Source organism: Dyella sp., from assembly GCF_035685885.1.
Lineage (GTDB): Bacteria > Pseudomonadota > Gammaproteobacteria > Xanthomonadales > Rhodanobacteraceae > Dyella.
Genome location: NZ_DASRZX010000025.1, coordinates 1 through 13,038 on the forward strand (window position 1 = coordinate 1; position 13,038 = coordinate 13,038).

Annotated in this window: 18 protein-coding genes; 7 read left to right on the top strand and 11 right to left on the bottom strand. The window is 61.6% G+C overall.

The annotated features are described in order from the left end of the window. The 3 genes from VFG49_RS03310 to VFG49_RS03320 form a co-directional block, all read right to left on the bottom strand. Nucleotides 1-282 (bottom strand): MliC family protein (locus VFG49_RS03310; protein WP_324858083.1); only part of this gene is annotated, 282 nt, incomplete at its 3' end. After that, entirely contained in the window at nt 279-1,922 is a 1,644-nt protein-coding gene (locus VFG49_RS03315) for an alpha/beta hydrolase (protein ID WP_324858084.1), read from the bottom strand. The genes VFG49_RS03315 and VFG49_RS03310, both read right to left, overlap by 4 nt. A 1-nt stretch (nt 1,923) precedes the next feature. After that, nucleotides 1,924-2,601: a MarC family protein gene (locus tag VFG49_RS03320; protein WP_324858085.1), complete on the bottom strand. Its 678-nt coding sequence runs from the start codon at nt 2,599-2,601 to the stop codon at nt 1,924-1,926. A 175-nt stretch (nt 2,602-2,776) separates the two neighbouring features. Between VFG49_RS03320 and VFG49_RS03325 the strand changes: the two genes are divergently transcribed. Then, complete coding sequence (locus tag VFG49_RS03325) at nt 2,777-3,187, top strand: lysozyme inhibitor LprI family protein (protein ID WP_324858086.1); 411 nt, start codon at nt 2,777-2,779, stop codon at nt 3,185-3,187. 191 nt (nt 3,188-3,378) lie between these two features. After that, a complete protein-coding gene (locus tag VFG49_RS03330) occupies nt 3,379-3,663 on the top strand; it encodes a hypothetical protein (RefSeq protein ID WP_324858087.1) in 285 nt (94 codons plus the stop codon). 588 nt (nt 3,664-4,251) lie between these two features. On the opposite strand, the gene VFG49_RS03335 is transcribed toward VFG49_RS03330, so the two are convergent. Then, complete coding sequence (locus tag VFG49_RS03335) at nt 4,252-4,431, bottom strand: hypothetical protein (RefSeq protein WP_324858088.1); 180 nt, start codon at nt 4,429-4,431, stop codon at nt 4,252-4,254. A gap of 328 nt (nt 4,432-4,759) precedes the next feature. Here VFG49_RS03335 and VFG49_RS03340 point away from each other — a divergent pair, with 328 nt between their 5' ends. Then, a complete protein-coding gene (locus tag VFG49_RS03340) occupies nt 4,760-5,557 on the top strand; it encodes a hypothetical protein (RefSeq protein ID WP_324858089.1) in 798 nt (265 codons plus the stop codon). A gap of 130 nt (nt 5,558-5,687) precedes the next feature. Here the strand turns inward: VFG49_RS03340 and VFG49_RS03345 are convergent, their stop codons facing one another. Genes VFG49_RS03345 through VFG49_RS03355 form a run of 3 tightly spaced genes read right to left on the bottom strand, consistent with a single transcriptional unit; the run spans nt 5,688 to nt 8,339 of the window. Further along, the gene (locus VFG49_RS03345) at nt 5,688-6,818 is read right to left on the bottom strand and encodes an FAD-dependent monooxygenase (RefSeq protein WP_324858100.1); all 1,131 of its coding nucleotides are present in this window, start codon (nt 6,816-6,818) and stop codon (nt 5,688-5,690) included. A gap of 26 nt (nt 6,819-6,844) precedes the next feature. Then, nucleotides 6,845-7,393 carry a hypothetical protein gene (locus tag VFG49_RS03350; RefSeq protein ID WP_324858090.1) on the bottom strand — a complete coding sequence of 183 codons (549 nt, stop codon included), beginning with the start codon at nt 7,391-7,393 and terminating at the stop codon, nt 6,845-6,847. Nucleotides 7,394-7,412: 19 nt separating this feature from the next. Beyond that, nucleotides 7,413-8,339: an AraC family transcriptional regulator gene (locus VFG49_RS03355; RefSeq protein WP_324858091.1), complete on the bottom strand. Its 927-nt coding sequence runs from the start codon at nt 8,337-8,339 to the stop codon at nt 7,413-7,415. 178 nt (nt 8,340-8,517) lie between these two features. Between VFG49_RS03355 and VFG49_RS03360 the strand changes: the two genes are divergently transcribed. Continuing rightward, on the top strand, nt 8,518-9,138 hold the full coding sequence (locus VFG49_RS03360; protein WP_324858092.1) for a TetR/AcrR family transcriptional regulator: 621 nt from the start codon (nt 8,518-8,520) through the stop codon (nt 9,136-9,138). Between the two features lie 431 nt (nt 9,139-9,569). On the opposite strand, the gene VFG49_RS03365 is transcribed toward VFG49_RS03360, so the two are convergent. Continuing rightward, a complete protein-coding gene (locus tag VFG49_RS03365; RefSeq protein ID WP_324858093.1) occupies nt 9,570-10,070 on the bottom strand; it encodes a GNAT family N-acetyltransferase in 501 nt (166 codons plus the stop codon). Continuing rightward, on the bottom strand, nt 10,067-10,342 hold the full coding sequence (locus VFG49_RS03370) for a DUF1778 domain-containing protein (protein ID WP_324858094.1): 276 nt from the start codon (nt 10,340-10,342) through the stop codon (nt 10,067-10,069). Before VFG49_RS03370 ends, VFG49_RS03365 begins: the two co-directional genes overlap by 4 nt. Between VFG49_RS03370 and VFG49_RS03375 the strand changes: the two genes are divergently transcribed. Beyond that, nucleotides 10,341-10,661: a hypothetical protein gene (locus tag VFG49_RS03375; protein WP_324858095.1), complete on the top strand. Its 321-nt coding sequence runs from the start codon at nt 10,341-10,343 to the stop codon at nt 10,659-10,661. The two genes, VFG49_RS03370 and VFG49_RS03375, sit on opposite strands and share 2 nt — an antisense overlap. A 104-nt stretch (nt 10,662-10,765) precedes the next feature. Here VFG49_RS03375 and VFG49_RS03380 read toward each other — a convergent pair whose 3' ends face one another. Further along, nucleotides 10,766-11,137 carry a hypothetical protein gene (locus VFG49_RS03380; RefSeq protein ID WP_324858096.1) on the bottom strand — a complete coding sequence of 124 codons (372 nt, stop codon included), beginning with the start codon at nt 11,135-11,137 and terminating at the stop codon, nt 10,766-10,768. Nucleotides 11,138-11,590: 453 nt separating this feature from the next. Between VFG49_RS03380 and VFG49_RS03385 the strand changes: the two genes are divergently transcribed. After that, complete coding sequence (locus VFG49_RS03385) at nt 11,591-12,205, top strand: transposase (RefSeq protein WP_324858097.1); 615 nt, start codon at nt 11,591-11,593, stop codon at nt 12,203-12,205. 133 nt (nt 12,206-12,338) lie between these two features. Continuing rightward, nucleotides 12,339-12,530, top strand: coding sequence for a DUF4926 domain-containing protein (locus tag VFG49_RS03390; RefSeq protein ID WP_324858098.1), 192 nt, complete (start codon nt 12,339-12,341; stop codon nt 12,528-12,530). A 124-nt stretch (nt 12,531-12,654) separates the two neighbouring features. On the opposite strand, the gene VFG49_RS03395 is transcribed toward VFG49_RS03390, so the two are convergent. Next, a partial coding sequence (locus VFG49_RS03395) for a hypothetical protein (RefSeq protein WP_324858099.1) occupies nt 12,655-13,038 on the bottom strand: 384 nt, incomplete at its 5' end.

Below are 13,038 nucleotides of genomic sequence, written 5' to 3' on the forward strand. Positions count from 1 at the left end.
CTGGTAGCGCACGCCATCGGCAGACATGGTGCTCACCAGCAGCGTCGGTACGCCTTGTACGTTCATCAGCGCAAAACTCTGGCCATTGCGCGCATTCCAATAAGTGACCTTGATGTTGCGCCCGCCCGGGCAACGGTAGACAGCATCGATGGTGCGATCGACCTGGATCTGCGGGACGCTCAGTGTCGCAGCCAGACCCTGGGCACTGATGGGAAGCGTGGCAGCCGTCAGCAGCAACGAAGGCAGGCGGCGGCATTGAAGGAAAGACAGGGAGAGTTTCATCGGGAAGCGGTTTCGGTGGTGGAGGTAGCTGGGGTATCGGGCCGAGCCACGGCGTACATTTCCCATGCCATCTGCTTGAGCAGCGCATGGGGGTCGTTGCCTTGGGCGTACAGGTCCATGTGGGCCTTGTTGGGCAGGAAGCGGATGTCCGCGCGTGCATGCAGGCTGTCCAGCACGAGCTTGAACTTGTGCACGGCGCCGTCCAGGTACCAGGTATCGTCCGTGCCGACGGCGATGTGGATCTTGCCGTCGAGGTTTGCCTTCAACGTCGGCCAGTTCTTCTGCACAAAGTGTGCAATGTCGTAGTGATCGACCCAGTAGTCGCGGACCTGCGGATCGACGTCACCGGTATAGCGGTCGAACAGCTTCATCGGCTCGCCATTCGCATCGCGCGGCGAAAACACCCATTCATAGGAGGACAGCTGCCCGCCATACGGACCAAGCACCTGCTCCAGTCGCGCGGCATCCTCGAACGAGCCTTCGGCATGAAAATGCACCCGGTCGATGGGCCACGGTGTGCCGTCGGGACGGCGATAGAGATTGACATGTGGCGAGTAGAGATCCACGCCGGAGAAGTCATGGAAGTCCACCGGATCAGGCGAGGTGGACCACGTTCCGCCGAACTCTGCCGCGTAGTGGGTCTGCAGCCACAAGGTGGCCCAGCCACCGGACGAGTGACCCGTGAGCAGGCGGCCATGTGCGTTGCCATCCATGCAGTAGCGGGATTCAAGCCAGGGAATCAGCTCCTCGACGAGTGCCCGGCCCCATGGGCCGTTGTTTACCGAGTCGGCAAACTCGTGGGTGCCCGTGGGCGTGGACTGGTCGAGAAAGACCCAGATCATCGGCGGCATGCTGCCCTGCTTCATCGCCAGATGCACGTTCACCACATCGTCGATCAAGGTGTCTTCGTCGCCGCCGTAGCCATGCGTGAAATACACCGTGGGGTAACGACGCGACGACGAGGCGTCGTAGCCCGGCGGCAGCAGCACCCAGCCGTGCATACGGATATCGCGTCCCCAGAAGGCCGACAGCAGCGCACTGCCGTGGTCCAGCTTGACGGTGTGCGCGCGTGCGTCGTCCGCATCGGCGCGAACGGCGGCGCTTTCCCAGGGCAGCGTCCACGATGCCGGCCGCGCATGCACGGACACCAGCTTGAGTACCGTGGGCGTAATGGCCGGCAGGCGGACGCTCACCACGGGGCTGATCAGATCCCCGGTGTCACGCCCGCTGTAGTTGTAGTTGTGATCCTGATCGAGCACGGCCTGCAGCAGATACTCGCCAGGCGGAAGGCGTGAGAAACCGGTAGGAAACGCCAGTGCGTCGGTATCGATCTCCACGGTCTGCCCTGGCGCGAGCCGGGCGATTTCCCGTGCAGCCACCGCGGCCTTTTGGGGGTGCCAGGCATCGGCATCCACCACGGTCACCACGCCTCCGGGCGCAGCGGCCCTGGCGGGCCCCGCCGGCGTGGCAAACAGCAATAGCCTGCCCGACACCGGCTGCGTGGCGGCGCCGTCCAGCTTGACCTGGAAAATGGGTGGCTTGCGTTCCGCCTGCCAGACCAGCGCCAGGCGAGCGGAAAACACCGAGACGATCACCATCGCCATGACCAACGAGGCCAGAAATAGCCAGCGCGGACGCATGTCAGCCCGCCGCACGCACGGCAAGGTGGGCCGCGTCCAGCAGCCCCCGAGCGCCGACCCAGAAGATCTGCACGCCAATGCAGAAAATCACGAATGCGAACAGCCGCATGACCACGCGCGTACCCACGTCGCCCAGAAAGCGCTGCACGCGGCACGCATAACGCACGCACAGATAAATCGCGACGCTCAGCACGACCAATGCGAGGGTCACGCCCGCAACGTGCACCGGCAGCGGGCCTTCGTCCGGCGATCCGGTACCCAGCGCAATCGCCACCGCGATGGCGCCCGGCCCCACCGTAAGCGGCAGCGTCAGCGGATAGAAGGCCCGGGCCCGTAGCGCCAGACCATGGCATCCCGCACCTGCGGCCTCCTCCTCGCGTGAGGAGTCATCGTCCGACTGCAGCAAGTTCCAGCCGGCGACCGCCACGATGAGGCCACCCGCCACCCGCAAGACGGGAATCGAAATGCCGAAGAACGCCAGTACATAAGCGCCAAGCAGCAATGAAAGCGCCAGCAGGATCACGCTGTTCAACGTGATGTTGCGCGCCAGCTCGGCACGCTCGGACTCGGTGGCATGCGGCACCATGCTCAGCACGATGAAACCCACTGCGGGCGGATTGATGATCGGCAGCAGGCTGGCGAGTATGAACAAGGTGGTCTTGAAGAATTCTTGCAGCATGGTATATCGACGCCAGGGGATCGGCGCCTATGTTCGGGGCCCTGGAGCGTGCGGGATTTCCACTTGCCACGCGTGGTTTCCAAAACGAACGGTGACGCATGGCGTTACCGTGCCTTCCGGAAGGAGCCGGGCCCCGCAAACGGGCACCATGCCTGCGACCTGACTGGAGCAACGCATGAATAACCCCTTATCCCGCCCTGCGCTCGCGCTTCGCCGCATCGCCCCCGCCATGGCCGTACTGATCGTTCCGGCGCTCCACGCGCAGTCGGCCAGCTTCGAATGCTCGCACGCTGGCACGCCAACGGAACATGCCATCTGCGCGTCACCCGCGCTGGGGAAGAAGGACATCGAAGTGGCGATCTACTACCGGCTCCTTCTACGCCTGAAACCCGCAACCGCCGGCATGGCGTATCGCGAATTCGACGATCAGCTCCGCGATCAGCAGCGGAAGTGGATCACCGACAGCCGCGATGCCTGCAAGTCCGATCTGCAATGCCTGGGACAGGCCTATGACAAGCGTATCGATTCGCTGCTCAGGACATTTGACCAGAATGCCGCGCTTACGTTTGGGCGTGCGGCCGATTGAAAAGACCATGCACTGCCTCGTGCGATTAGGAAACAAGGCGTGCTCACTGGAAAGCATCCCCTATGTCTACGGCCTAACCTGTGCTCAAGGCTGCAGCGTCGCGATCGCCACAACGGCGAATGACGCAAGGCTCCCACAGTGAGGCGGCGGCGCCGTCGCATCAACGTTCAGACATACCGGAGTTCATCACCATGAAGAAAGCATTGTTCGTTGGCGCCATCCTCGGCGCCGCCTGCACCTTTGGCTGCGCCACCATGGCTCAGCAGGGATCGCCCTACGTCGATATTGGCTACCACCATGGCAACCTGCGCAACGCGCAAGAGCATATCGTGCAGGCATGGCAGCTGATCGGCGACGCCCAGGTCGACAACGACTCGCGACTGGGCGGACACGCCGCACGCGCGAAGGAACTTCTCTCCGAGGCAAACGAGGAGCTTCGCCTGGCGGCCGACGTCGCCAACGAACACGGGCGTTAATACAGAAAAAAGGTACCGAACCCCCGCGCGTGGCGACATGCGCGGGGGTTCATCGTGTTGCCAATCCAACGCCCCCTGCTGACAAGAGCGAATGCGGCCAGAGGTCTGTCGACGCCGTCGCGCAGCAACGACAAAGCGAAGTGCGGCTGTCGCACTTCGCTTTGGGCCAAGGCAAGGCTCGGCAGTAGCGATATCGATCGATGAAAACCCGTTGCAGCGCTTCCATTCAGGAGAACCCTGAGCGTCGGCTCGCCGATGAGATGGTTGGTGCACACCAACCGCATTCCTGCGCGTCGGGAGGTTAGGCAGCCGTGCCGGAAGTCGTGGCAGGGTCGCGGCCATGCTCACGTGAATCACGTCTGCGCATCCTGCCGATGCGTGCGAAAAGACCTGGTGATGGCGGGGATCGGGGTGGAATCCCCAGGGGAGGCCAACACGGCAAAGTCATGGGCCTGCACCTCCTGTGCAAGGCCCTTGCAAGCATATCCACTCAGGAATGCGGTGGGTGCGTGCGTAGAGTGACGGAGACCAGCGACGGGCACTTTTCGAATCGCACGGACAGCATCCAAAACGAACGACGGACGTCGATCACCGCCACGCGGCGCTTTCACGGATTCCCAAGCCATGCCGCTCCAGGATCGCGTAAAGATGCCGCCACCAGCACTGGCGATCGGCATCGCTGTCCTGCAGCGATGGCGCCATGGGCAGGCCATCGAGTGCCTGCCAGAGATCGTCCGCGGTGGCGCCATCCAGCGTCGTCCGTGTCATACGGTTGTCCAGGTCACTGAAGGGTGACAGCTGGCATGGAGAGGGCTTCCTGGTTCGGCCCATGGAAAGACTCCGTCATCGAAAGGGTGAATCCAAGGCTAGAGGTAGCAAGCGCTTGGTGCTTTCCGAAGCGAAGCGAGTTTTATTGATTGCCACGACGATGCGGACGAACATCGCCTGAGGCCATGGGTATCAGACATGCGCGTCCCTCTCCCGTGTTTCGGATCGTGGGAATCGGAAAATCGGCATGGGCAAAGGAAAGGCCCGCGCGTTGCATCGACCTAGCATGCGCACACTGACACTCAATCTGCCGCACCCGGCACCTCCCATGATCATGCCGCTTGATTTGAAACATCTCCTTGAAGAGAGAAATCACCGCTCCAGCCAACGCACCTTGCCCGGGCGTTGGCGTGAACGGCTGATTCTTGGCGCCTGGCGCCGCGCCATGGCGCGTCGCGGACTTTCATGGCTGGACGACACACTGCCTCCCGCCCAGGCACGAGCGGCGTATACGCTCCCGGACGCTGCCGCGTCGCTACGCACGCAGGCTGAAGACGTGGTGATGCTGGGCACAGGCAACAGTCTTGCAGCACAGCTTGACGCCATTGGCAGCGATTTCGTGAAGGACATCCTGGTAAGACGCGCGGCCTGCGCCATGGCGCAACTTCACGAGTCGGGTGGCTATGTGGGTCACGCGCGTGCTGACGATATCGACGTCATGGGCAACGAGATCGGTTTTTGTGAGCGTGAATGCGAGGCCTGCGAGCGGCTCGGCATTACCCAGGCGCAGACACACGACTGGCTCCTGTTCGCGTCCAGCGTAGCCCCTCACTACGACAAGCGTGCCGGCGATCTGGCCGCGATTCTCTTTCGCCCGATGCACCTGCTTGCAAAACCATCCAGCGAGCAATTGCTGGCCACCATCGAGGCCCTGAGGCCGCTCGAACACGCCTGGTACCGGTTGTGCGGGCGGCGTATCCGCGCCATGCGCACGGCGCTCCTCGCGCTTCGCAGTGGACTCGCATGGCAAGGTGTTCCAGCGCCGCCCGTTCATGCACTGGGAAGCAGAGGCACATCCCAGTACGCCATATTGCGTTATCTGGATTCGGGGAGACGTACGCCTTGATACACGCATGGCCGGCACGTGCCGTCTTGCTCGACGTCGTCAGCTTTTCGACCAGCCATGACCAGGACACAAAAAAGCCCCGTGCCTTGCCAGCACGGAGCTCTTTCCTGATCGATGGATTGAACGAACGTCAGGAAAGCTCGCGCAACAGACCGCTCAATTCGATACCGTTCTTGGAGCGCGTCATGACCTCATCAGGTATCGAACCCCGGCGCGTCGGATCCACCATGTCCTGGTTTATCTGCACGAACGGGCGCATGCTCGCTTCATAAGCGGCACAGGCGAGTTCCGGTCGATCGGCATGACGCGCCAGCTCCCTGCCCAGCACGAACGCGCCAACCAGGGCCAGGCTGGTGCCCTGGCCGGAGAACGGCGATGCGCAGTGCGCGGCATCACCGGCCAGTACCACCCTACCCTTCGACCAGTTGGGCATGCGGATCTGTGCAAGCTCATTGCAGTAGAACTGATCGGTGACGTGCATGGCCTGGATGAATGCAGGCATATGGCCGCCAAGGTCTTGGCACTGATTTTCGACCATAGCTTTCTGCGCGGCGATGTCAGCACGAAGGGCCTTGGTGTCGCTCGCTCCGAAACCGATGCCGACACGCAGCTCGGACTGATCGAGGCTGGGATACACGACGTAGCCCACGCCACCCGAGCGATGGATCAGCTCCCAATGCTGCAGGCCAATGAAGTTCGGCGTGGTGAACAACGCCATCACGACGCCCAGGCTTTTGATGTACGAAGCGTCATCGTTGAACCAGAGCCGGCGCGTTTTTGAATAGACGCCATCGGCGCCCACGACCATGTCGAACGTCCGCCGCTTGCCGCTGGTAAAGCTCACCTCAACCTTGTCGCCGTGTTCGGCGAGTGATGCGATGCTGTCTCCGTAGACAAATTCGACGGCGTTGCTCAAGGACTTCATCAGAAGCTGACACAGGTCATCACGAAACAACTCGACATCCTGCCCGTCGGTACGGCCGGCACTGAATGTGCGCTCCTCCGTACGCTCGATTTCCACGCCGGCAGCATCGAGCGTCGACATGCCCTTGTTATGGGTACGCAATTCCCGAATCTTGTCCAGCAGCCCCATCGCCTGGACCACATCCAGCGCGACACCGCGGATGTCGATGGCCTGACCACCACGCCGGAAAGCGGGTTGAAGCTCCACCACGGTGACAGCAAAGCCGGCTTTGTCGAGCCAGTGCGCAAGGGCGAGGCCAGCGACGCCCGCACCGGAGATGAGTACATCGCGATTCATGGAGGATCCTTGGAGAATGGTCGAAGTCACGATGCGGAAGACTGTTTGCGGACCTGAGCGGGACACCACGTGGTGAACTTGATCGCGGCATAGATGGCGCCGGCAACCACCAGCACGACGTGACGTGACGTCATCAGCCCCTTCCACAGCGCTACATCCGCTACCACGATGATGGCGAAGGCCGCCGCCCAGGCCAGCGAGATCATCCGATTGGTCTGAAGAAAGCGCGGCGAACTCCACAGCTCAGGCGCAACACTCTCCTTCGCATAGTCGATGGTGAACGGCCGGCCGATCAGGACCGAGGCCAGCGCGATCAACAGCAGGCCGCCATCCACGCACAGGCGCACCAGGCCAACGGAAAGCGACGCGCCGGACCCTATGGCATAGACAGCCAGCGCAGCGAACAGCAGGCACGAGCCGACCTCGAGCAGCTTGAGCGACCGGCCCGATACCTTGTTCCACACCAGCATGGCTGCAGACACAACGGCGCCGGCGATCAGGCCCAGCGAGGAATAACCAAGTGCGCTGGCCACGGCGAACGCGAAGAAAGGGACAAAACCAAGCAGGATTTTCATAAGGTGCCTTGATAGATGGTTACGCGCTGACGCGCATTCCGGTCAATGCCGCTTTCGCACGCACGCGCCAGACGTTGGGGGGCATGCCGGTGTATTGCTTGAAGACGGTGCAGAAATGCGCCTGTGTGCTGAAACCCGCCGATACGGCGATCTCGTACAGCCCCCAGGTGGCGCCGAGCATGAGCGCCTTGGCGTGTTCTACGCGTTCTTCCACCAGAAAGTGATGCGGACGCTTGCCGGTTGCGGCACGGAACTGAGCTGCGAAATGCATCGAAGACAGGCCGGCGGCCTCCGCCATGTCGCCGAGCCTGATGGGCCGGGCGAGGTTTTCCCGCACGAACGCCGTGACTTTGGCCATCCGGCGCGGAGCCAAGGCCTGTTGCTCCTGGCGTATCGGAATGACCACCTTGTCATCGGCAGCGGCTACCAGCGAGCGCTCCAGGATCGTCTCGATCAGCGGTGCGGCGAAGCTGGTCCCCACCCCCTCCGAAGCCGAGCGCACCAGGGCCTGCACCAGCTGCTGCAAGATGGCATCGGCATGACGCCGAGCTTGACCGTGCGCAACCATCAAGCCCATGCGGCGCGTCTGCCTTCCCCGCCAGAAGCTGTTCGGCACCGTGAGGATCAACTCCTCACCATCGCTCAGCCATTCGGTCCGCGAGATTGCTCCCGGCCCGCTCGCCTGGGCAAATCCAGCGGAAGCCTCACCACGGTATGTCCATCGCCCGTCGTGGCACACGGAAACCCGGCACCTTCCGAAAGGAAAGCGCACGACGCTGGCATTTTCAGGGGCTTGAATTACTTCCCCCAGCGATCCCGCGCGACGACGTGCCACGACGGCGCGCGGTACATCCCCGTCGCCAGGCAGGACGACCGTCGCCCCGTCATCCGCCCATGCAGAATCGAGCGTGGCGCCAGCCTGGTTGTCAGTCATCACGTTCAACATGTCAGCTCCCCTTGCCCGCGCTTGGGCTGGATGGCCAGTGTCGACTTTCGATTCCGGTAGAGCGGAGCCCGTAGGCCAGACGCCTTCCCTCGCCGCCCAATCTTTACGATGTCTAGATAGATTGAGGCCACCCTAACCCATTGTCAATATATATTTTTACAATGGTAAGATTGAGGTTATGAAACCGACCCCCTATCACCACGGCGCCCTGAAAGAGGCCCTTCTCAATGCAGCTGAGACCATCATTCGGCGCGACGGCCTCACCGGCCTGACATTACGCGCCGCTGCGCGCGAGGCCGGCGTCTCCCACGCCGCGCCGGCACATCACTTCGGTGACCTCACCGGCTTGTTGACCGATCTGGCCGCCGATGGCTTCCGCCGCTTTGGCGCCGCCCTTGAGGCCGCGACCAGCGCTGCGGATGCGCGACGCTGGGATGGCGCACGCGCCTACCTGGCGTTTGCGCAAGCGAACCCCGCGCTGTTCCAGCTCATGTTCCGCTCTGATCGCCTCGACGTCAGTCGCCCAGACTTCAAGGAAGCACGCATGCATGCTCTTGGACTACTCGCCAGTTCTCGAAGCACGCCCGTCGAAAATCCCTCGCTCGAACAGCTGGGCAACGTGATGGGTGGCTGGTCGATCGTGCATGGCTTCACCATGCTCCTGCTCGACGGGCGCATCCGTGCGGTGCTCAGCATCGCGCCGGCAGGCACGACGCCAGAGGAACTCTTCGACGCCATGCTCGCATCCGTCGACAACAACCGCATCGGCCCGGATCGGAACACAACCAACGCCGCGTAGTCGTGCATGAGGCACAGACACCATCGAAAGCCCGAGCGAAGCCCCATGAAGCCACTCCTGTCGATCGTTCTGTCGCCACTGCACTGGCCGCGCCCTACCCCTGATAACGCTCCCTAGCGGGTGGTGGCTGCACCGAACATATGCGCCATTCAATCGAATCCAATTCCAGATTCGAATCCGCTGGAGGGTCAACATCTCGCTCGTCACAACCACAAGTGTGGCGCCGAGTTTGTTCGCTGCCCACTCGGCGTTTTCCTTGAGCTCAACGTGCTTCGCGCTCAAACAATTGAAATCGAACTCTCTGACAAGACGGCATTCCCGCGCGCCCGATCGAAGATCGACCACAGCATCAAACTTGATTTGCTTGCGCCCTGTACCCCCGACGTGCGTTTTTTGCCCCCGGCGATCACCAAGCAATGTGCACCGATCGATCAGTCGATCGTCGGCACCTTCGCCAGATTCAACATCACCGTCAGCGGCTCGATCGGTGACACGACGAAACCGTGGTGCAGGTAAAACCGTTTGGCGTCTTCGTTGATGGCATGGCACAGCAGCGCGCGGATGCCCATTTCCTGCGACAGCCGCAGGGCACGAAGCACGGCATCCTTGAGGAGTCCGGCGCCAATGCCCTGACCGGCCCGGTCCGCATGCACTGCGAGCCGTCCCAGCACGATCACCGGGATCGGATCGGGCATGTTGCGGCGGACGTTGCCCGGGGACTGTTCATGCGAGACGGCGCCGGCAGCCAGGGCGTAGTAACCCACCACGTCCTCGCCGGCACACACCACGTAACAGCGCGAAGCGCCGTCCAACTGGTTACGCCGGGCTCGCTGTTTCAGCCAGATTTCCAGCGCCGGCTCGGTGCACCGGAAGTCGTCCAACCGATGCGCGTCGGCCAGTGGCACCGGCGCCCGAAGCGGCGGTCGCTTCACGCCTCCCACGGCGCCTGCCGACGCAGCAACTTGCGCAGGGCCGCGCCGTGCGCCACGGGCGCATCGAGCAGCGCCTGGAAGCGCTTGAAGCGTGCCGCATCCAAGGCAAACAGTGTCTGGTCCAGCAACACCTGCTGGGCCTTCTCGCAGGCCGCTTCCAGCATGAAGTCAGTACGGCTCTTGCCGGCGACACGGGCCGCCTGGTCGATCAGGTTCCGCTGCGGCGCCTGGGCGCGCAGGTTGATGGTGGTTTGGCGAGCAACGGTGGTCATGGCGGCATACCTCTTTGTATACACATTGTACATACAACGGCAACCAGACGCCACCTCACCCTTCAGCCCTCTTCGTCCGCCTCAGCCTCAAGCGCGGCGAACAGCGCGACGGGGCGCGCGTGATCACGGCACGGTCACCGGCCTGGACGGCGCGGATATCGTCACGCAGCTGATCGAGCATGCCTTCCAGGTCAGCCAGGCGCTGTGCATCGGGCTGGTCGCACGACTTCTCTTGGCGGGCCTCGCCGAGGAGCTTGCCTCGGCACAGGTAAAGGATCTCGCGGGCGCTAAACATTTCCGCGTCATCGGTGACTCATAAGGCACCCTCGCTCCGGCCTCAACTTCTTTGAGGATGCGCACGATCTGTTCTTCGCTGAACTTCGACTTCCTCATGTAGCGCTCCTTCTGGGGGAAACTCTACTTCTATCTGGCTCGAATCAACGAGGACGCTTCAATGCCCACGAAGGGACGCTGGTCCGTGCACAGCTCGCTTTGCCCCGCCGCCCTGCAGCGACGGAAGCCTTCAAGGAACTCAGCAACACCAGCTTGATTGGCTGGGGTGATGCCAGTAATGCGTATCTGGATCGACGGAGAGTTAGCAGACGCTTGATAAAGCAGATCGTATGCGTCAGCCGATGTTGCAAACTTACACTGGTATACATCGCCGACGGACGGGCATTGCTTGGGGACCGTGCCCGCCAAAGCATCTTTGGGATGGTTGCCTTCATAGATCACCACATTGGCACCGTTCCACAGGCTCACTGTGCGAAGCACGAAATCCACCGGGGTTTTCATTTCCAGAACGTCCCCGTTTGCAACTCCAAAACAAATGTCCGTCAGGTAGACATTGCAATACACGTATCGCGAAGAAGTTTGCCTGGGAGGTGACCCAGGTCCCTCAGCTTGCGATGCGCAAGTCACCAGTGCAGCTAACAGGGCTGCCGTAAGAGTTAACAAGTTCCGCATTTGTAAGGCGCCTATTGAGTGGGCTGCGTGGGCGGCGGTGTGTAGCTCGTTGTGTCGACTCCACGAGAGGCGTCCCTCCTCCATGGATCTTCACCCTCCGCCTGGAAACTTTGTAGCAAAGGTGTCCGAATTGCTACCCAAACAGGGTTACCCAAACAGGGTCAGGCTCACTTCCCGGAAGCGTACCCAAACAGGGTCAGGTTCACTTCCCGGAAGCCGCCTACGTGTTCTGCCGGTCACTGGCGACTCTACAACGCCATTACGCGTTGGCACCCTCGCCTGATGGCTCGACAACCTCGACTTGATCTTCCCAACATTCCCCAACACGTCGTGCAACGCGGCAATAATCGCCTGCCATGTTTTCTCGATGACGATGATAGGCGACGTTACGTGCGCCTACTTCACGAGGCGCTATGGCACACAAAATGTCACCTGCATGCCTATGTGCTGATGGACAATCATGTCCACTTGCTGCTGACACCCCCAGCGCCGGGAGCCATTGCGCAGTTGATGCAAAAGCTTGGGCGACAGTACGTCGGCCAATTCAATGCTCGTCATGGACGCACGGGCACCTTATGGGAAGGTCGGGATAAGTCGTGCCTAGTCGATAGCGAGAGTTACGTGCTCCGCTGTCATCGATACATCGACCTCAATCCCATTCGTGCACGCATCACCGCGGATCCATACCAGTTCCGCTGGTCTAGCGCTGATGCCCATGCCGGCCATCGACACGATGCCCTGCTGACCGAGCACCCCGCATACCTCGGGATTGGTGCATCGCCGGCCGAACGCGGAACGGCCTATCGAGCACTCCTTGGCGAAACGGTATCGGACGACGAGATGCTCGCCATGGGCAGTACACTCCTGGTCGATTGGACCAGTATGGGCAGCGCGTAAATATCGAGATCGCCCTGCCTGGCCAAGGTGCTGCGACGGGTAATACGAGCTACCTCCGGTCAGGATGGATGATTCAACCTGATGGTTCTATCAAGCTAAACACCCCATTCTCAGGCTTTACAAGGAGTGCCCAATGACCATTAAGCTCTTTTCGCGAGTGGAGTTTGTCGGCGCTCAGCATGACGAATTGAGGGCGGGGGACATTGGATACATCATTGAAGATTATGGTGATGGTAACTACGAGGTTGAATTTTCCAATGCGGACGGATCGACCCGAGCCCAAGTCGTGGTCAATGAGAAAGACCTTGTTCCGAGAGCCATCTAGTCGCGACCAAGCATAAGTTGAACGCCCGCCTAGCGCGGGCGTTCTTCTTTGGGCGGGCGGTTAGATCGGCCTGGCCAGCACCGCCCGAATCCCCGCCTCATCGCGCGACGACAGCGCCTCAGCCTTATCTTGCGCGTCGATGTAGGCCTTCGTAGTACACCCCATTCGGCTTGATGGTCACCCCACTAATGAGAGGTACATCCGCCGCTGATGGCCACTGCGTCGCTCCTTGGCCAGCGACCGTCGGTGTGCCCGCATTTGCAAGGCCGTCGGATGGCGACAGCAGTGCTTGCGCATCTACCGGCGTTACCAACGCCACAGGTGCGATCGTCTGCGGAATGTTCTGCACCACCACGCCAGGTGCACTGATGCTCATCTGAGTGGTTGATGCATCGACGGGGATCGGCGGAAGCTGATTAGCCTGATAGGCATTGATGCCGGCAATAACCGCATTGCCCAATGCATTCCCAAACGCATCCTCCAAAATCGTCGCCCAGCTCTTAACGTG